Origin of the sequence: Streptomyces ruber (assembly GCF_014648075.1) — a bacterium.
GTDB classification, from domain to species: Bacteria; Actinomycetota; Actinomycetes; order Streptomycetales; family Streptomycetaceae; genus Streptomyces; species Streptomyces ruber.
Genome location: NZ_BMQK01000007.1, coordinates 23,874 through 42,192, shown reverse-complemented (window position 1 = coordinate 42,192; position 18,319 = coordinate 23,874). Strand labels below are relative to the sequence as shown.

At 71.5% G+C, this 18,319-nt stretch carries 18 protein-coding genes; 8 read left to right on the top strand and 10 right to left on the bottom strand.

The features are described from left to right. Nucleotides 1-19: 19 nt before the first annotated feature. Entirely contained in the window at nt 20-1,768 is a 1,749-nt protein-coding gene (gene lysS, locus IEZ04_RS17180) for a lysine--tRNA ligase (RefSeq protein WP_189217763.1), read from the bottom strand. Nucleotides 1,769-1,982: 214 nt separating this feature from the next. On the opposite strand from lysS, the gene argS reads away from it, so the two are divergent. Next, nucleotides 1,983-3,752 (top strand): arginine--tRNA ligase, encoded by a 1,770-nt coding sequence (argS, locus tag IEZ04_RS17175; protein ID WP_189217762.1) that lies wholly within the window; start codon nt 1,983-1,985, stop codon nt 3,750-3,752. A 63-nt stretch (nt 3,753-3,815) separates the two neighbouring features. Here the strand turns inward: argS and IEZ04_RS17170 are convergent, their stop codons facing one another. Then, complete coding sequence (locus IEZ04_RS17170) at nt 3,816-4,718, bottom strand: SAM-dependent methyltransferase (RefSeq protein WP_189217761.1); 903 nt, start codon at nt 4,716-4,718, stop codon at nt 3,816-3,818. A gap of 247 nt (nt 4,719-4,965) precedes the next feature. On the opposite strand from IEZ04_RS17170, the gene IEZ04_RS17165 reads away from it, so the two are divergent. Beyond that, entirely contained in the window at nt 4,966-5,769 is an 804-nt protein-coding gene (locus IEZ04_RS17165; RefSeq protein ID WP_189217760.1) for a DUF4253 domain-containing protein, read from the top strand. A gap of 24 nt (nt 5,770-5,793) precedes the next feature. Here the strand turns inward: IEZ04_RS17165 and IEZ04_RS17160 are convergent, their stop codons facing one another. Beyond that, nucleotides 5,794-7,002 (bottom strand): aminotransferase-like domain-containing protein, encoded by a 1,209-nt coding sequence (locus tag IEZ04_RS17160; protein ID WP_189217759.1) that lies wholly within the window; start codon nt 7,000-7,002, stop codon nt 5,794-5,796. A gap of 170 nt (nt 7,003-7,172) precedes the next feature. On the opposite strand from IEZ04_RS17160, the gene IEZ04_RS17155 reads away from it, so the two are divergent. Then, nucleotides 7,173-8,105, top strand: coding sequence for a phosphotransferase family protein (locus tag IEZ04_RS17155; protein WP_189217758.1), 933 nt, complete (start codon nt 7,173-7,175; stop codon nt 8,103-8,105). Between the two features lie 17 nt (nt 8,106-8,122). Here IEZ04_RS17155 and IEZ04_RS35975 read toward each other — a convergent pair whose 3' ends face one another. Continuing rightward, nucleotides 8,123-9,697 (bottom strand): helix-turn-helix domain-containing protein, encoded by a 1,575-nt coding sequence (locus IEZ04_RS35975; protein WP_189217757.1) that lies wholly within the window; start codon nt 9,695-9,697, stop codon nt 8,123-8,125. A 213-nt stretch (nt 9,698-9,910) separates the two neighbouring features. Between IEZ04_RS35975 and IEZ04_RS17145 the strand changes: the two genes are divergently transcribed. Further along, the gene (locus IEZ04_RS17145) at nt 9,911-10,687 is read left to right on the top strand and encodes a DUF4232 domain-containing protein (protein WP_189217756.1); all 777 of its coding nucleotides are present in this window, start codon (nt 9,911-9,913) and stop codon (nt 10,685-10,687) included. A gap of 70 nt (nt 10,688-10,757) precedes the next feature. Here IEZ04_RS17145 and hemB read toward each other — a convergent pair whose 3' ends face one another. The 4 genes from hemB to IEZ04_RS17125 all read right to left on the bottom strand — a co-directional run bounded on the left by hemB (nt 10,758) and on the right by IEZ04_RS17125 (nt 14,352). Then, nucleotides 10,758-11,750 carry a porphobilinogen synthase gene (hemB, locus tag IEZ04_RS17140; RefSeq protein WP_189217755.1) on the bottom strand — a complete coding sequence of 331 codons (993 nt, stop codon included), beginning with the start codon at nt 11,748-11,750 and terminating at the stop codon, nt 10,758-10,760. Nucleotides 11,751-11,853: 103 nt separating this feature from the next. Further along, on the bottom strand, nt 11,854-12,300 hold the full coding sequence (locus tag IEZ04_RS17135) for a hypothetical protein (protein ID WP_189217754.1): 447 nt from the start codon (nt 12,298-12,300) through the stop codon (nt 11,854-11,856). Between the two features lie 284 nt (nt 12,301-12,584). After that, nucleotides 12,585-13,610 (bottom strand): helix-turn-helix domain-containing protein, encoded by a 1,026-nt coding sequence (locus tag IEZ04_RS17130; RefSeq protein ID WP_229821092.1) that lies wholly within the window; start codon nt 13,608-13,610, stop codon nt 12,585-12,587. 163 nt (nt 13,611-13,773) lie between these two features. Then, entirely contained in the window at nt 13,774-14,352 is a 579-nt protein-coding gene (locus IEZ04_RS17125; protein WP_229821091.1) for an ATP-binding protein, read from the bottom strand. 161 nt (nt 14,353-14,513) lie between these two features. Between IEZ04_RS17125 and IEZ04_RS17120 the strand changes: the two genes are divergently transcribed. Together IEZ04_RS17120 and IEZ04_RS17115 are read left to right on the top strand one after the other, a co-directional pair. Continuing rightward, nucleotides 14,514-15,338, top strand: coding sequence for a helix-turn-helix domain-containing protein (locus IEZ04_RS17120; protein ID WP_189217753.1), 825 nt, complete (start codon nt 14,514-14,516; stop codon nt 15,336-15,338). Then, nucleotides 15,335-15,541, top strand: coding sequence for a DUF397 domain-containing protein (locus IEZ04_RS17115; protein ID WP_189217752.1), 207 nt, complete (start codon nt 15,335-15,337; stop codon nt 15,539-15,541). Before IEZ04_RS17120 ends, IEZ04_RS17115 begins: the two co-directional genes overlap by 4 nt. Here the strand turns inward: IEZ04_RS17115 and IEZ04_RS17110 are convergent. Further along, the gene (locus IEZ04_RS17110) at nt 15,523-16,125 is read right to left on the bottom strand and encodes a TetR/AcrR family transcriptional regulator (RefSeq protein WP_189217751.1); all 603 of its coding nucleotides are present in this window, start codon (nt 16,123-16,125) and stop codon (nt 15,523-15,525) included. The two genes, IEZ04_RS17115 and IEZ04_RS17110, sit on opposite strands and share 19 nt — an antisense overlap. A gap of 107 nt (nt 16,126-16,232) precedes the next feature. Here IEZ04_RS17110 and IEZ04_RS17105 point away from each other — a divergent pair, with 107 nt between their 5' ends. Together IEZ04_RS17105 and IEZ04_RS17100 are read left to right on the top strand one after the other, a co-directional pair. Further along, nucleotides 16,233-16,676, top strand: a complete 444-nt coding sequence (locus IEZ04_RS17105; protein ID WP_189217750.1) for a nuclear transport factor 2 family protein — start codon at nt 16,233-16,235, stop codon at nt 16,674-16,676. Continuing rightward, nucleotides 16,673-17,560: an NmrA family NAD(P)-binding protein gene (locus IEZ04_RS17100; protein ID WP_189217749.1), complete on the top strand. Its 888-nt coding sequence runs from the start codon at nt 16,673-16,675 to the stop codon at nt 17,558-17,560. Before IEZ04_RS17105 ends, IEZ04_RS17100 begins: the two co-directional genes overlap by 4 nt. Nucleotides 17,561-17,564: 4 nt before the next feature. Here the strand turns inward: IEZ04_RS17100 and IEZ04_RS17095 are convergent, their stop codons facing one another. After that, nucleotides 17,565-18,272, bottom strand: a complete 708-nt coding sequence (locus IEZ04_RS17095) for a PP2C family protein-serine/threonine phosphatase (RefSeq protein WP_189217748.1) — start codon at nt 18,270-18,272, stop codon at nt 17,565-17,567. Nucleotides 18,273-18,319 lie beyond the last annotated feature (47 nt).

Sequence of the window (18,319 nt, the reverse complement as noted above, 5' to 3'; positions counted from 1 at the left end):
ACCGTCGTGACAGCCGCGATCAGTCCCCGAGCAGCGTGCGCACCCGCTCCTGCCCCACCGCCAGCAGCAGCGTGGGCAGCCGCGGACCGGTGTCCCGCCCGACCAGCAGGTGGTAGAGCAGCGCGAAGAACTTCCGCTGGTCGCCCTTGATCTCCGGCGGGAGCTCCTTGGGCGTGGCGTCGGCGGAGAACCCGGCCTGGACCTTGGGCACGCCGTACACGAGGTGGGTGAGCCCGTCCAGCGACCAGTGCGCGTCGAGCCCGTCGAGCAGCAGCCGCAGCGAGCCCCGCGCCTGCTCGTCCAGGGACTTCAGCAGCTCGGCGTCGGGCTCCTCGCGCACGATGGTGCGCTGGTCGGCCGGCACGTGGGTGTTGATCCACGCCTCGGCCCTGTCGTACCGGGGCCGCGCCTCGTCCAGCGAGCCGAGCGGGTTCGCCGGGTCGAGGTCGCTCAGGATGCGCAGCGCCTGGTCCTCGTGCCCGGCGGTGATGTCGGCGACGGAGGCCAGGGTGCGGTACGGCAGCGGCCGGGGCGTGCGCGGCAGCTCACCGGCGGCCGTGCCCACCGCGCGCGCGTGCGCGGCGACGTCGGCCGGGAGCGCGGTCCCGTCGGCGACCTTGGCGTCCAGCTTGTCCCACTCGTCGTAGAGCCGCTGGATCTCCTGGTCGAAGGCGATCTTGAAGGACTGGTTGGGCCGGCGGCGGGCGTACAGCCAGCGCAGCAGCTGCGGCTCCATGATCTTCAGCGCGTCGCCGGGGGTGGGCACGCCACCGCGGCTGGACGACATCTTCGCCATCCCGCTGATGCCGACGAAGGCGTACATGGGCCCGATCGGCTGCTCGCCCCCGAAGATCCCGACGATCTGCCCGCCGACCTGGAACGACGATCCCGGCGAGGAGTGGTCCACCCCGCTCGGCTCGAAGATCACACCTTCGTACGCCCAGCGCATCGGCCAGTCGACCTTCCACACCAGCTTGCCGCGGTCGAACTCGCTCAGCCGAACCGTCTCGGTGAAGCCGCAGGCGGTGCAGGTGTACGTGAGCTCGGTGGTGTCGTCGTCGTAGGCGGTGACGGTGGTGAGGTCCTTCTCGCAGTCGCCGCAGTACGGCTTGTACGGGAAGTAGCCGGCGGAGCCGGAGCTGCCGTCGTCCTCGGCCGCGGCGCCCGAACCCTCGGCGGCCTCCAGCTCGGCCTCGTCGACGGGCTTCTGCGACTTCTTCGCCTGGGCCGCCGGGCTCTTCTTGGTCCGGTACTGGTCGAGGATCGCGTCGATGTCACCACGGTGCCTCATCGCGTGCAGGATCTGCTCGCGGTAGGCGCCGGAGGTGTACTGCGCGGTCTGGCTGATGCCGTCGAACTCGACGCCCAGCTCGGCCAGCGCCTCGACCATGGCGGCCTTGAAGTGCTCGGCCCAGTTCGGGTGCGCCGAGCCCTTGGGCGCCGGGACGGAGGTCAGCGGCTTGCCGATGTGCTCGGCCCACGACTCGTCGACACCGGCGACGCCCGCGGGCACCTTGCGGTACCGGTCGTAGTCGTCCCAGGAGATGAGGTGGCGCACCTGGTGCCCCCGCCGCCGGATCTCGTCCGCGACGAGGTGCGGGGTCATGACCTCGCGGAGGTTGCCCAGGTGGATGGGGCCGGAGGGCGACAGACCGGACGCGACGACGACGGGTTTGCCCGGGGCCCGGCGCTCCGACTCCTCGATGACCTCATCCGCGAAACGGGAGACCCAGTCGGTGGTCTCGGTGCTCTGAGCCACGATCGGCACGTCCTTCTTTCCTCATCCGCAGCCGGGACGGTCGCACGGCTGACCGCATCCATTCTCCCAGCTCGGGCCACAACCACGAAAACGCCTTTTCACGGCGGTGGCGGGCCGGCGGCGGGACGGCGAGAACCGCCCCGTCACCCGGGAAAACCGCTGGACCCCCCGTGGGATACTGGCCACATCCACCCGTACCCACGAGGAGAACGGCACCCACTCCATGGCCTCGGTCCAGTCCCTCACCGCCTCCGTCCACCAGCGCCTCGCGAACGCCCTCTCGGCAGCCCTGCCGGAGGCCGCCGACGCGGACCCGCTGCTGCGACGCAGCGACCGGGCCGACTACCAGGCGAACGGCATCCTCGCCCTCGCCAAGAAGGCCAAGGCCAACCCGCGGGAGCTGGCGACCCGGGTCGTCGCCCGGATCGAGTCGGGTGACCTGCTGAAGGACGTCGAGGTCTCGGGCCCCGGCTTCCTCAACGTCACGATCACCGACAGGGCGATCACGGAGAACCTGGCCGCGCGGTACGCGGACCCCGACGGCCGCCTCGGCGTGCCGTACGCGGAGAACGCGGGCACCACGGTCATCGACTACGCCCAGCCGAACGTGGCCAAGGAGATGCACGTCGGCCACCTCCGCTCCGCCGTGATCGGTGACGCGGTCGTGCAGATCCTGGAGTTCACGGGCGAGACGGTGGTCCGGCGCCACCACATCGGCGACTGGGGCACCCAGTTCGGCATGCTCATCCAGTACCTGATCGAGCACCCGCACGAGCTGGACCACGAGGGGGGCGAGGTCTCCGGCGAGGAGGCCATGTCCAACCTGAACCGGCTCTACAAGGCCTCCCGTGCGCTCTTCGACTCCGACGAGGAGTTCAAGACGCGGGCCCGGCGCCGGGTGGTCGACCTCCAGGCGGGCGACCCGGAGACCCTGGCGCTCTGGCAGAAGTTCGTGGACGAGTCGAAGATCTACTTCTACTCGGTCTTCGACAAGCTGGACATGGAGATCCGCGACCCCGACGTGGTCGGCGAGTCCGGCTACAACGACATGCTGGAGGAGACCTGCCGGCTCCTGGAGGAGTCCGGCGTGGCCGTCGACTCCGAGGGCGCGCTGTGCGTGTTCTTCGACGACATCAAGGGCCCCGACGGCAACCCGGTCCCGCTGATCGTCCGCAAGTCCGACGGCGGCTACGGCTACGCGGCCACCGACCTCTCCGCGATCCGCGACCGGGTCTTCAACCTGAAGGCGGACACCCTGCTGTACGTGGTGGACGCCCGGCAGTCCCTGCACTTCAAGATGGTCTTCGAGACCGCACGGCGGGCCGGCTGGCTGAACGACGACACGACGGCCGAGCAGCTGGCCTTCGGCACGGTCCTCGGCAAGGACGGCAAGCCGTTCAAGACCCGTGAGGGCGAGACGGTCCGGCTGGTCGACCTCCTCGACGAGGCGATCGACCGCGCCACGGCCGTGGTCCGCGAGAAGGCCGAGAAGGTGGGCCTGACCGAGGAGGAGATCGCCGAGAACGGCCGGTACGTCGGCATCGGCGCCGTGAAGTACGCGGACCTCTCCACGTCGGCGGTCCGGGACTACAAGTTCGACCTGGACCAGATGGTCTCGCTCAACGGCGACACGTCCGTGTACCTCCAGTACGCGTACGCCCGTATCCAGTCCATCCTCCGCAAGGCCGGCGAGGCCCGGCCGGCCGCCCACCCGGAGCTGGACCTGGCTCCCGCGGAGCGCGCGCTCGGCCTGCACCTGGACCAGTTCGGCGAGCTGCTGCTGGAGGTGGCGCGGGGCCACGAGCCGCACAAGCTGGCCGCGTACCTGTACCAGCTGGCCTCGCACCTGACCACGTTCTACGACCAGTGCCCGGTCCTCAAGGCGGAGACCCCGGAGCAGGTGGAGAACCGCCTGTTCCTGGTCGACCTCACGGCGCGCACGCTGCAGAGGGGCATGGCGCTGCTGGGCATCAGGACGCCCGAGCGGCTCTGAGAGCCTGTGACGCGCGTGCCCCGGCCCCCGGTTCCGCCCGGGGCCGGGGCATCGGCGTGCGCGTCAGACCTTGGCGCCCACCCCCGCGTACACGTTGATGTCCGCGTCCGTGACGTCGTTGATGTCCGCGTACCGGACCTTCTCGATGTCGTTCAGCCCCGCCAGGTACGACTCCTCCGGCCGCTCCGGCACGGGGGCGGCGTGGTCCGGGCGCCAGTGGTGCGCCGGCACGACCCCCGGGGCGGCCTGCTCCAGCCCGTTCTCCGTGAAGAAGCGCTCGACGTCCTGCTTGCTGCGCAGCACGAAGGTGAAGCCACGCTCGGTGTAGGTGCGCTGCACCGCGCGTATGTTCTCCGGGTTGAGGTCCTCGGTGAGGTGGCTGAGCACGAGCCGGCTGCCGGAGGGCAGCGCGCCGAGCAGATCGCGCACCAGCGGGTAGGCGGCCTCGTCCTCGACGAAGTGCAGGACGGCGACCAGGCACAGCGCCACCGGCCGGTCGAAGTCCAGGGTCTTCGCGGCCTGTTCGAGGATCCGCGCCGGGTCCCGCAGGTCGGCGTCGATGTAGTCGGTACGGCCCTCGGGGCCGCTGGTGAGCAGGGCGCGTGCGTGGGCGAGGACGACGGGGTCGTTGTCGACGTAGACGACCCGTGACTCGGGGGCGATGCGCTGGGCGATCTGGTGGACGTTCTCCGCGGTCGGCAGGCCGGTGCCGATGTCCAGGAACTGCTGGATGCCGTCCTCCCGCGTCAGCGCCGTCACCGCGCGGCGCAGGAAGTCGCGGTTGTGGCGGACGTCGAGGTAACCGCGCGGGTTGGCGGCGAGCCCGGCGGCGGCGGCGTCGAGGTCCGCCGGGTAGTGGTCCTTGCCGCCGAGGAAGACGTCGTACACGCGGGCCGGATGCGCCTTGCTGCTGTCGATCCTCCTCCTCAGCTCCGCGGGGTCCTGGCCGAGGGCGTCACCGGACATGCACGTCTCCTTGGGAAGCCGGTCGCTGGTCGCCGGTCTTGGTCGTTGCAAGGTCAATCAAACCGGTCAACAACCTAGCCCACCAACGGATTTGACCGCCCCCGCCCCCGTGCCCGCCCCCGTGCCCGGCCCCATCCCCGGCCTCCTCCCCGGCCCCGGCGTGGTACCGGATCGTCCCCGCCCCGCCCCGCGGCGCGAGGCCGCGAGGGCCGTGACGATGTCAGTGGTCCCCCCTACAGTCACGGGCATGGCGACTCTCCCCAACCCGCTGCCCCGGCTGGCGGCCGACCCGAGCGGCCGTTCGCTCGGTCTCGCGCTCCCCCTCGGGCGACTGATCGACGCGACGGCCGAGGGCCCGTGGCACGAGCCGCTGCTGTGGCACGGCGCGTACGACGCCGCCCCGGGCGCCTGGACGGCCCTGGGCTCGCCGGCGGCGCGGGTGGGGCTGCTGCCGGTGCTGATGGAGACCGGGAGCGCGCACGGCGCGCCGGACGAGTGGGAGCTGGCGCCCGCGATGATGTCGTACCCCGGGGACCACGACGCCGAGGAGGTGCTGGCGGAGTTCTGGGACGGTGACAGGGACGGGGCGGACGAGCTTCTCGCGGCCGGGTGGCCCGGGCTCGCTGCCGCCGGGACGCTCACCGCCTCTCCGGCCGCCCGCGCCGCCGAGGTCGCCGACTCCCTCCTGGCCGACGGCGGCCGGCTCAAGGAGCCGCGCCTCGCGCTGGTCCCCGCACGCCGCAGCGCCGACATACCGGCGGCGATCGGCTGGACGGGCCCGCTGAACCACGAGAACGACGTGGCCCGGCTCTGCGCGGTGCTCCGCTCCTGGGAGGACCGCTTCGGGATACGGGTCGTCGGGCTCACCTTCGACCAGCTCGTCCTGTCGGTGGCGGCCCCGCCCGCCACCGGGGCGGAAGCCGAGGCCGTGGCCGCCGAGCACTACGCGTTCTGCCCGGACAACCTCACGCGGGGACGCCACGGCTCCCTGCGCGCGTACGCGGCCGAGGAGGTGCTCGGGCAGCGGCTGTGGTCCTTCTGGTGGGACTGACGGACGCGGCCCCGCCCGGGACGGTCAGCCCCGCCCGGGCGGCTGTCCCGCCAGCCCCTTCGCCAGCCGCCGCAGCCCCTCCCCGATCTCCTCCGGCGTCTGCGTGACGAAGCACAGCCGGAGGGTTCCCCGGTCCGGTGCACCGGCGTGGAAGGGCGCCCCGGGCACGTACGCCACGTCGTGCTCGACGACGCGGGGCAGCAGGGCCGTGGTGTCGTACGGCTCCGGCAGGCGGACCCACAGGAACATCCCGCCCTCGGGCCGGCTCCACGTGGACCCCCGCGGGAGGGCGTCCGGCAGACCGGCGAGCATGGCGTCGCGGCGCTCGCGGTAGACCACGGCCACCCGCGCCACATGGGCGTCCAGGTCACGGTCGGCCAGATAGCGGGCCGCGGCCAGCTGGTTGACGGTCGGGGTGTGGAGGTCGGCGGCCTGCTTGGCGACCGCGCAGGCCCGGCGCAGCGCCGCGGGCGCCCGCAGCCAGCCGAGCCGCATGCCGGGCGCCATGACCTTGGAGAGGGAGCCCAGCAGCACCGTACGGTCCTCCGCGCCCGGGTACGTGGCGATCCACGGCACCCGCTCGCCCTCGAAGCGCAGTTCGCCGTACGGGTCGTCCTCGACGATCCACACCCCGTGCCGGGCCGCCACCGAGGCGACGGCCGCACGGCGCGCGGCGGGCAGGGTGCGCCCGGTCGGGTTCTGGAAGGTGGGGACGGTGTAGAAGAGCTTGGGCCGCTCGCGCACGACCAGTTCCGCCAGCGCGTCCGGGTCCACCCCGTCGCCGTCGCCCGGCACGGCGACGATCCGCGCGCCCGCGAAACCGAAGGTCTGCAGGGCCGCCAGATAGCAGGGCTCCTCCACGAGGACGGTGTCGCCGGGTTCCAGCAGGGCGGTGGCGAGCAGCGACAGCGCCTGCTGCGAACCGGTGGTGACCAGCAGGCCGTCCGCCGCGGTGGGCAGCCCGCGGACGGTGTGCCGCGCCGCGAGGGCGGATCTGAGCGCGGGGTCGCCCTCCGTCGTCGCGTACTGGAGCGCCCGGCCCGGCAGTTCCGCGAAGACGTCCCGGTAGGCGGCCGCTATGCCCTCGGTGTCGAACAGTTCCGGCGCGGGCAGCCCGCCCGCGAAGTTGACGACCTCCGGCCGCTCGGTCACCGCGAGGATGTCCCGTACGGGGGACCCGCCGACCGCGGCGACCCGGGCGGCGAGCGAAGGCACTGGCGAACTGCTGGTCACGGCGGCTCCTCGGGGACACGGGAGGTGGCGCGGAAGACGGCACGGGAGATGGCGCAAGAGGCGGCACGAGAGATGGCAAAAGACCGAACCGTACCCTAAATAAACCGGTGCCTATTACATCCATACGTTCCGCCATACGGACGGGCCCCGGCACCTCTAGGCTGCCGCGCATGCTGCCCAGCGTGGACACGGTCGACGAATTGGACGAGATCATTCGGGACGAGGCGCTGCTGCGCCCGGCCGTCCAGGACCTCTGCCTGCAACTCGGCCTAGGAAAAATCAGAGTGCTGCGGTTCGAGGAGGGGTCGCTGCCGGTGTACGAGGTCGGCGACTCGCTCGTGCTGAAGCTGTATCCCGGGTTCGAGTCCGCCGAGGCCATCAGAGAGGCGCGGGTGCTGTCCCACCTGGAGGGCCGGCTCCCGGTGCCGACGCCCAGGGTGCACGCGGCCGACCTGTACAAGCACAACTGGCGCTACCTGCTGATGTCCAGGCTGCCCGGCGAGGGCCTCGGCCGGACGTGGCCGCGTATCCCGCCGGCCGACCGGGACCGGCTCGTCACCGAGGCGGCCGAACTGCTGGCCGCGCTGCACGCGATGGACCCCGCGCCGCTCACCGACGTCGTCGGACCGGCGGACTGGAGCCGGTTCGTGGCCGCGCGGCGCGCGAACGCGCTCGACCACCACCGCTCCACCGGACTGCCGCAGCCCTGGCTGGAGCAGATCCCGGACTTCCTCCGCTCCGTGCCGCTCGCCCCGTCACCGCGGGGCGTGCTCCTGCACACCGAGTTCATCCGCGAGCACCTGATCGTCGACCCGGCCGACGGCTGGCGCCTCACCGGCCTGTTCGACTTCGAACCGGTCATGATCGGCGACCCGGCGTACGACCTCGCGGGCGCCGCCCTGTTCCTCACCCGCGCCGACCCCCGGCAGCTCGGCCGCTTCTACGCCGCGTACGGCCGCGCCCCGCACCCCCCGCGCGAACTGCTCGCGTACGCGCTGCTGCACGTCTACAGCGACCTGGTCTGGAACCTGCGCGAGCTGCCCGCCCCGCCCCGGCCGCACCTGGAGGACCTGGCGGAGGCGTGGTTCGGCACGGTCGGCTGAGGCGGGCGTGCGTCCCGTCAGCCGCCCTGCTGCTCGCCGAGCGTCGTCCCCTCCTCGACCCATCCCGACCCGTCGAGCGGGTGCTCGTACGCGGGACGGCCGTTGTTACCGCTCGTACGGAACGGCCGGCCCTCGTCGTCGACGACCAGCGTCCCCTGCCGCGAGCCGCTGGACCACTTCAGCACCAGGTACCAGCTCACGTCGTACGCGGAGGCGTCGGCCCGTATGTAGTAGACCTCCGGGTCCGACTCGCTCACCTTGTACGGGAAGTCGTCGCTGCCCGCCTCGGGTTCGACACCGGGGCGGACGGCGTCCAGTGCCACGTTGAAGGTACGGGTCTGGACACCGCCGCCACAGCCGGCACCGGGGAACGCCATGGCGTAGTCGTTCCAGGCGAGCGGCGACCGCTTGGCGGCGATACGGACCGAGATGTTCTCCACGACCACCGTCTCCGGCCCGGTCCCCTGCACGGTGAGGATGATGAACTGCTTCCCCGACGTGACGGCGCCCTCCGCCCGCACCCAGGCGGCCGCGTTGCCCTCGACCGGTGGCGGGCCCACCTCGGACGGCGGAGCGTCGACCAGGTAACGGGCGTCGCAGGGGCTCTCCCAGCTGTACGGCTGCGTGTGCACGGTCAGGGGCGGACCGGACGCGGTGTCGCCGCCCTGCTCCTCGCCCTCGGCCGGGCCCGTGGCGTCGGCCTCGTCCCGCTGCCGCTCCCCCTCCTCCGGGGCGGACGCGGACGCGGAAGGCGAGGCCGTGGACGGCGAGGAGGAAGGCGACGGCGACGGCGAGGTGTCCTCATCCGCTTCCCCGTCCCCGTTCCCGGACTCGACGGGCGCGGCGACCTCGGCGTGGCCGGAACGGCCGTCGTCCTTCCCGTTGTCGGTGGGCAGGTTCACGAGCAGTGTCACCGCACCGAGCACGGCGGCGACGGCGATCCCGGCGACGACGGCCGTACGCGTACGCCGGCGCTTCCCGCCACCGCTTGCGCCCGCTCTCGCCCCAGCCTCCGCCCCAGCCCCAACCCCAGTCCCAGTCCCAGTCCCAGTCCCAGTCCCAGTCCCAGTCCCAGGGGAGCTGACCAGCTCACCCGGGCCCGCCGGTTCGTCGGTGGACTCCGCTTCGGACTCGGACCCGGGCTTGGACTCGGACCCGGGCTTGGACTCGGACCCGGGCTCGGACCCGGGCTCGGGCTCGCCCGATCTCCCCGGCTGCCCAGCGCTTCCCTGCCGCCCAGCGTTCCCCGCCTGCTCGCCCCCCGCCGCCTCGCTCCCAGCACGTGACTCATTCACCGCGCCCGAGGCGGCAGCCGCCCCCTCGCCACCCCCCTTGCGCCCACGCGCCGCGTCGGCGAGCACCCACCGCCGGTGCAGCTGCACGAGCTCCTCGGGGGACGCCTTGCAGAGCCGGGCGAGCCGCTCCACGGGCGCGTAGTCCGTGGGCACGGCATCCCCGTTGCAGTACCGGTGCAGCGTCGACGTACTCATGTGGAGCCGCTTGGCCAGCGCCCCGTAACTGAGTCCGGAACGATCCTTCAACCCCCGCAGCATCGCCGCGAAAGCGGTAGCCGCATCGGCCTCCGACACCATCTCTCCCACTCCCCGCGTCCCATTCCAGTGTTCCAGGGAAGGGCCATTCCCGCAGGTCATGACCCATTCAAGCGTTCCAGCGTCCCTGATGGCCCGCCAGGTGTGGCGGCCGGGACGGAGCGCCCCCCAAGCTGTGGTCATCCAAGCACGCCGCTCCCGGAAACCGGTCGAGCGGTCGGCTTCGACCCATCTACTCCACAGGGGGAATCAGCCATGCGCGCCTTCCGTACCTCGCTCCGTCCCGCCACCCGTACCCGGCTCCGTACGGGCCTGTTCGCCGGCGCCGCCGCGCTCGCCGCCCTCTCGCTCACGGCGTGCCAGGACGGAACGGGCGTCCAGGACGAGGGCGCCTCGCAGCCCGCCGTGACGGCCTCCGAGAAGCCCGCGGGCGGCTCGGGCTCGACCGACACCGGGATGACCCAGGCGAAGGACTCCGACAAGAACACGGCCTCGGACACGAACGCGAACACGAGCACGAACGTGGAGTCGAAGCCGAACGTGAAGCCGGACACGGACTCGGACGCAGCCGAGGGCGCGACCGAGGAGGACCCGTACGCCCCCGAGAACCGCGACATCTGCAACAGCTCCAACACCCAGGTCACCGTTCAGGAGGTGTCCCGCCCCCTGAACCACATGCTGGTCACCGTCACGAACAAGGGTGACAAGCTCTGCGACCTCCCGTACTACCCGTGGGTCCGCTTCGGCCAGATGCAGTGGGCCCCGCAGATCGCGGAGTACACCAAGCCCCAGGCCGTGGTGACGCTCGCCCCCGGCGAGTCCGGCTACGCGGGCGTCATGCTCGCCTCCGCCGACGGCAGCGGGGAGAACCCCGAGAAGGCCGACAAGGTCTCGATCGGCTTCCAGGACCTGAACGGCGAGGGCTCCGGTCCCGCGACGACGGTGAACCTGCCGGGCGACGGCGTGTACTTCGACAGCACGCTGCGGGTCACCTACTGGCAGCAGTCGATCGAGGACGCGCTGTACTCCTGAGCCGCAACGGCACACGAAGAGGGCCCCGCGCCATGCGACATGCGGGGCCCTCTTCGCGTACGGACAACGGCTAACGCAGCTTCTGCGCGACCTCGGTGGCCCAGTACGTGAGAATGTTCCGCGCCCCGGCCCGCTTGATGCCGAGCAGCGACTCCAGGATGGCGCCGTCCCGGTCGATCCACCCCTTCTCGGCGGCGGCCTCGATCATCGAGTACTCGCCGGAGATCTGGTACGCGGCGACCGGCACGTCCACGGCGTCCGAGACCCGGGCGAGGATGTCGAGGTAGGGCCCGGCCGGCTTGACCATCACCATGTCGGCGCCCTCCGCCAGGTCGAGCGCCAGCTCCCGCATCGACTCGCGGATGTTCGCCCCGTCCTGCTGGTACGTCTTGCGGTCGCCCTGCAGCGAGGACCCGACGGCCTCCCGGAAGGGCCCGTAGAACGAGGACGCGTACTTGGCGGTGTACGCAAGAATCGCGACGTCCTCACGCCCGATCTGATCAAGGGCATCACGGATGACCCCGATCTGCCCGTCCATCATCCCGCTCGGCCCGACGACGTGCGCGCCCGCGTCGGCCTGCACCTGCGCCATCTCGGCGTACCGCTCCAGGGTGGCGTCGTTGTCGACGCGCCCCTCCGCGTCGAGCACACCGCAGTGCCCGTGGTCGGTGAACTCGTCGAGACACAGGTCGGACATGACGAGGAGCTCGTCCCCGACCTCGGCCCGCACGTCACGCAGCGCGACCTGGAGAATTCCGTCCGGATCGGTCCCGGCGGTCCCCAGGGCGTCCTTCTTCGACTCCTCCGGCACACCGAACAGCATGATCCCGGAGATCCCGGCCTCCACCGCGTCCAGCGCCGCCTTCTTCAGGCTGTCCCGGGTGTGCTGCACGACACCGGGCATCGCCGCGATCGGCACGGGCTCACCGACACCCTCCCGCACGAAGGCGGGCAGGATGAGGTCGGCGGGGTGCAGCCTGGTCTCGGCCACCATCCGACGCATCGCGGGGGTGGTGCGAAGCCGACGAGGCCGTGTTCCGGGGAAGGATCCGTACTGCGTCATGCCTTCCACGCTACGCCTGTCCCAGATGCACCTTTACCGACGCGGCGTCGGCCCTACGCTCACCGCACGAACGTCGTGCACCTCGTGTGGATACGTTCCCGTCCTACTCGGCAAGGACTGCGCGGGAGAGCTCGCGAACACCGCTGACGTGCGGGTGCTTGCGTTGAAGCTCCCGGACGATGGCTCGCATACTGGGCCGGTCCCGCACCTCCGGGGTGACGCGGAAGGCATTCAGCAGAGACTGTGCCGTCTGCTCGGGCTTGCCCCACTGCCACCAGGCACGGGCCATGTCCGTGTGCAGGCGCGCCTTTCGCTCGGCGGTGGCGAACTGGTCCTGGTGCAATTGCTGGCCTGCCCTGATCGCGGCCCCGGCATCACCGAGGGCCCAGTGCACTCCCACCTCATAGAGACGCACGGATGCAGGAGTGATGGAGAAGAGGCGATCCGCCGGGGCCACAGCGGAGAGGCCACGGGCTGCCCGCGCAGCTTCGTCGATCATCGTCCGATACCTACGGGAGACCGACGAGACGTACGACGCGGTGTTCTCCATCTGGGGCGCCGTATGGTTCACGGACCCCGAAGAGCTCTTCCCGCTCGTCGCCAAGCGGCTGACACCTGGCGGCCTGTTCGCCTTCTCGCACGGCGAGACCGCCTCTCACCTCCATGGCCGCCAGCTGATGTACGGGAAGGGGCCTGGGGGCACCGAGATGACCGTTGACCGCTGGTGCTATCCCCCCGCGGCATGGGCCGAGCTGGCACGTCGCCACGGCTTCACGGACGTGCGGGCGACATGCCTTCCGGCACCGGGTGACCAGGGAATGGGGACGATCGTGGTTACAGCGCGATCGCCCTACTGACCTCGCTATGAACCAGGTCGGGATCAGGGGCAGCCGTCCGGGCGACACGACAGTCTCGGCACATCCGCTCCGGTCCCGAGCTGTGGATGACGCACCCGCAGTCGCCTTCGCAGTCCCGCCAGAGCTCCTGTCGGGGCAGCGGAAGGGCATCGCTGTCCTGAGGTGAGACCACGATGGTGTCCGCCGTGGACGGCAACGACGGTGGAAGCCACTCCCTCAGGCGGTGGGCGACCAGTGCGGCCGGATTGTGCACCTCAGGCGGCAGCCGGTCGGTCAGCACTTGCATCAGGGCCACCCGACCGACCCCACGGGCGATCCATTCGGCGGCGGCGGGCGCGAGGCACTGCACGTCCCGTTCAGAAAGCATGATCCGCTTGTCGAGCTTGCGTGCTCGTGTGAGCGCGGCGACGGCCTCTTCGTGGTGAGGCCCGGGGACCGCTTCCTCGGCAGGTGGCTCCGACGGCTGGGGAGCCGGTACGGGCTCTGCTTCGACGGGAGAGGGATCTTCTCGCTCAGGTTCGGGCACGGTCACGGGCTCCAGCTCGACGACCCGGCCGGGAACCGGCTCCGGTACCTGCTCGCGCACCGGCTCACGGACTGCCGAATCCCGGACCACCGGCTCACTCGTCCGAGCCGTACGCCCCGGCACGTGGTGCGCGTACGTACGCGTCACCACCTGCCCCGCACCCGTGCGCTCCCGCACCCGCTCGAAGTACCCGTGCGCCTCCAGCTCCCGCAGCGCGAAGGCGATCCGGTCGCGTCCTTCCGGGAAACGCCCGGCCAGCGTGCGGATGTCGACGGCCGCACCGTCGGGCAACGACAGGATGTGCAGGGCCAGCCCCATGGCGACGAGGGACAACTCGCGGTGCTGGGCGAGGTGATTGCCGATGATCGTGTACCGCTCCGGCTGGTAAGCCTTGAGCTGGATGACACCCGAAGGGCTGCCGGATCGCGGAACACCGGGATGCGGACGTACAGCAGCGTTAGTCTTGCGCACAGCCATGAGGGAAGGTCCTGCTTCCTTGGTGGTCAGGCCCTCGTCCGGGAGTGCTAGTCCCGGCGGGGGCCGTCGCATGTCTGCGGATTGTCTGAAGTTCGGTCTGTGTAGCTCTCCGGGCCGAGCCTGCCCGCCCGTTCCGCCGACGCGCCAGCCAGATCGCCCCGATTCACCCCCGCGGGTGACGTACGAGAGGTTTGGCTGGTTGGGAGGGTTCTTTCCCCGAGTTCTTTACTCCTTGACCGCCCGCCGCCCCGGCCGCTGCGCCCCCGGCTCCCGTGTTTCCGGGCTCCGGTGACGAGGGCTCCCGCGAGGCCGAGACTCCAGAATCGAGTTCGGCCCATACGGTCTTCGCCGGCACCGGCCCGATCCGTACGCCCCATCGGTCCGCCAACTCCTCGACGAGACGCAGGCCGTGTCCGGACTCGGGGAGCCCTTCGCCTACCGCTGTCGACGGCGCGGGCAACCGATCACCGCGAGTGTCGGCGACCTCGATACGCAGCGTGCCGGACCCCATGACGGAGAGGGTGAGGCGGAAGCCGCGGCCGGCGACACGGCCGTGCAGCACGGCGTTCGCCGCGAGTTCCGCGACGACGAGCCGGGCCGGGTCGGGTTGCAGCCCCCAGTCCAGCAGTTGCTCGGTCGCGAGCAGCCGGGCGAGGCGCGCTCCACGGCGCGTGGCGGAGAGCGGCACGGTGAACCGGTGCGGCGGGGACGGGATGTCGGGCGTGGCACTTCGCTCATTCACATCACTCAGCGTGTTCACACCTGCGTAGCCTGTGAAGAAGGTGCCCCCGTGCGACGGATGGCTGTCCGGGCCGCGCCCGGTTGCGTCCGGGCGGTACGGCATGACCGGCTGCGGGCGCGCGCGTTGGACAGAGAACAGCTCGGCGGGAGGGGGCGGTGGACGTGAACGACTGGGATGCGGAGCTGGAGGACGCCGAGGCCGGGGCCGTGGTGCGGACGGTCGCACGGCAGCTGAAGCTGTGGCGCGAGGCGGCCGGCCTCACACAGGCGGAGTTCGGAGCGGCGATCGGGTACGGGGAGGAACTGGTCTCGTCGGTGGAGCGGGGACGGCGCATCCCCCGGCCCGAGTACTTGGACCAGGCGGACGAGGCACTCGCGGCGAGCGGCAGGATCGCGGCGCTGAAGGAGGACGTGGCGGAGGTCCGGTACCCGAAGAGGGTGCGGGACGTGAAACGCCTGGAGGCGGGGGCCGTCGAGATCTGCTCGTACAACAACTCGGTCGTGGACGGCCTGCTCCAGACCGAGGACTACGCACGAGCCGTCTTCACCTCTCGCCGACCGCCGTTCCCGGAGGAGGAACTGGAACGGCGGGTCACCGCACGCCTGGCCCGGCAGGAAGCCCTGAACGCCGAGCCCTTGTTCAGCTTCGTGCTGTGCGAGACGACGCTCCGCCGCTCGATCGGGGGCAAGATGGTGATGCGCGCCCAACTCGAACGCCTGTTGGCGGCGGCCCGGTCACGTAACGTCGACCTCCAGGTCCTGCCTCTGAGTCGGGACGAGAACTCGGGCCTCGGCGGCCCGTTCCGGCTACTCAAACTCAAGACCGGCGAGTCCATCGGTCTGTACGAAGTGCAGCTCACGAACCGCGTGATCACCGACCCGAAGGAAACCACGGTCCTCGACATGCGCTACGGAATCATCCGGGCGCAGGCTCTCGCGCCACGGGAGTCACTGGCCTTCATCGAGAAAGTGCTGGGAGAGTCATGACGCTCAAGCCCTCTGACGGAACCGGTACCGAGCTGAACTGGATAACAAGCAGCTACAGCACGGACGACGGCCCGTCCTGCGTCGAAGTGGCAGCAACCCCCGCCCACATCCTCGTCCGCGACTCCAAGGACCCCCGGGGCCCCCGTCTCACCCTCACCCCCACCGCTTGGGCGACCTTCCTGTCCTACGCCTCCGAACGCTGACCCAGCACCCGCGCCGTGAAGTCGGCCAACTGACTCCGCAGCCGCTCCCGTTCCACCCCACGCGCCCCCACCAGGTGCTCCACCATGTCGGCCCGCACGGCGGCAAGCAACGCGTGTGCGGCGAAGTCACCGGAGCCGTCGCCGCCCCCGAACCCGGGCACCTGCTCCAGCGCGTCCCGCAGCAGGGCGTGCCACCGGTCGTAGTGGTCCGCGTCGTAGGGGCTGTCGCTGCCCGTCGCCTCCAGGGCCAGCGCGAGGTGACGGTGGTCGATCTTGAAGCAGAGGACGGCGTCCAGTAGCGCGGGGACTCGCTCCAGCGGCGGGGTGCCGGGGCCCAGCGGCGGCGGCCCCGCGGTCACGGCATCCCTCAACGGCTCCAACCGCGCCTCGTACAGCGCGCGGATCAGCCCTGTCCGGTCCCCGAATGCGCGGAACAGCGTCCCCTTGCCGACCCCGGCCGCAGCCGCGACGTCGGACATGGTCACGTCCTCGGGGCGTGCGCGGCTCGCGAAGAGCTCCTCGGCGGCGGCGAGCAGGGAGGCACGGTTGCGGACTGCGTCCTTGCGCGGCTTGCGATCGGTCATGCGGATTCTCTCCAGCTAGCTACGGGTTGCAATCCGGACCGGCGGTCCGTATCTTCGAGAGCAAGAAACCGGACCACCGGTCCGCATCGTATGCCATGGAGGCTCCCATGTCCTCGAACCCGACCACCCCTACCCCCACCGCACCGGCGGACCTCTTCCGCCACAGTCTGCGCCTGCTGCTGGAGAAGGACATCCCCGCCTGGGTCGGGCTGTGGGCCGAGGACGGCGTGGCGGAGTTCCCGTTCGCTCCCGAGGGCTGGCCTCGCCGACTGGACGGCAGGGAGGCCGTCGCGGCGTACATGCGGAACTACCCGGACCACATCGACCTGCACGACTTCCCCGACCTGACGATCCACCGGACCACCGACCCCGAGGTCATCGTCGTCGAGATGCGCGGAGTGGGGCGCCTGGTGCGGACGGACAGCCCCTTCGACATGACGTACGTCGTCGTCGTGACCGTCCGGGACGGCCGCATCACCGCCTACCGCGACTACTGGAACCCCCTCGCCCTGCAGGACCCCGCCGCCGACTTCACCCGGAGCGCCCGATGACCACCACCGCGACCGAGGGCACCGTCCTCGTCATCGGTGCCACCGGCACCACCGGCAGCCGTGTCACCGCGCACCTGCTCGCCGCCGGGCACCGCGTCAGAGCCGCGTCCCGGCGCGCCACCCCGGTACCGGGCGCCGACTCGACGCGCTTCGACTGGTACGACCCCGCCACCTTCCGCGACGCCCTCCGCGGTACCGACCGCGTGTACCTCGTCCCGCCGGTCGGCGACCCCGACCCGGCCGCCGTCATGCTCCCCTTCCTCCAGCGGGCCCGCGCCGCCGGAGTGCGCCGCGCGGTGCTGCTCAGCTCCTCGGCCGTCCCGGCCGGTGGCCCGGCCGTCGGAGCCGTGCACCAGGCACTCCCCGGCCTCTTCGCGGAGTGGGCGGTGCTCCGACCCTCGTGGTTCATGCAGAACTTCACCGGGGACCACGCCCACGCCACCACCCTCCGCGAGCACGGCACCGTCCTGACGGCGACCGGTGACGGCCGTGTCGGCTTCGTCGACGCGGGCGACATCGCGGCCGTCGCCGTGCACGCCCTCACGGACGGCACCGCACCCTGCACCGATCTCGTCCTGACCGGCCCCGAGGCCCTGAGCTACGACGACGTCGCCGCGGTCTACGGCGATGTCACCGGCCGGCCCGTGACCCACCGGCGACTGACGTACGAAGAGATGTGCGACCACCTGACGCGCACCACCGGCATCCCATCCGAGTTCGCCGCGATACTGGCCGCCATGGACCGGGCCATCGCCGGGGGAGCCGAGGACCGTACCACCGACACGGTCCGGCGGCTCACCGGCCGCCCGCCGCACGACCTGCGCACCGTCCTCCTCCGGGAGGGCGTCGGGGAGGGCGTCGGGATGCCACAGCCGACGGTGTGAACCCTCAGAGTGGTGGAAGGTCCGTGTCGGCGGCCGGCTGGAGAAGCATCAGGGTGAGGTCGTCGGCCGGGACAGCGTCTCCGGTGTGCCGGTGGAGGAGGTCCAGGAGACGGTCGAGGGCCTGATCGAGGGTGGGGGCGCGCAGAGCGGCGCGGGCGCGCCGGTCGAGAGGGAAGAAGGTGCCGTCGGCGGCACGGGCGTCGGTGAGGCCGTCGGTGTGGAGCAGCAGGCGCTGATGGGGGAGGACTTTGGCGCGCTGGACCTGGGGTTCCGGGTCCAGGCCCAGGGGCGGGGAGGGCTGGGGCGGGGCGAGGCGGGCGAGGCGGTGGTCGATGCGCAGGGGCGGTGGATGACCGCAGTTGACCAGGCGGATCTCGTCGGGAAGGAGATCGGCGATGAGGAGGGTGACGAAGTCCTCCTCACCCAGGTGGGGGCGGAGGCGGGCATCGAGGGCGCGGGCGAGACGGACGAGGTCCTCCTCGGTGGCCGCGATGTCCCGGAAGGCGGCCAGGACGGCGGCGGCCAGCGGGTAGGCGGCGGGGCCGTGGCCCCTGACGTCGCCGAGGATCAGACGGGGTCCGGTCGGGGTGAGCACGGCGTCGTGCAGGTCGCCGCCGAGCCGCGCGCCGTCGGCGGGGCGGGAGCGGACGGCCAGGGCGAGGGATGCCTCGGCGATCAGTGCCGGCAGCGGCCGGGCACGGTCCGCGTGCACCACACCCCTCCCCGAGCTGACCAGACTCCCCTCCTGTCCCTGCGGGC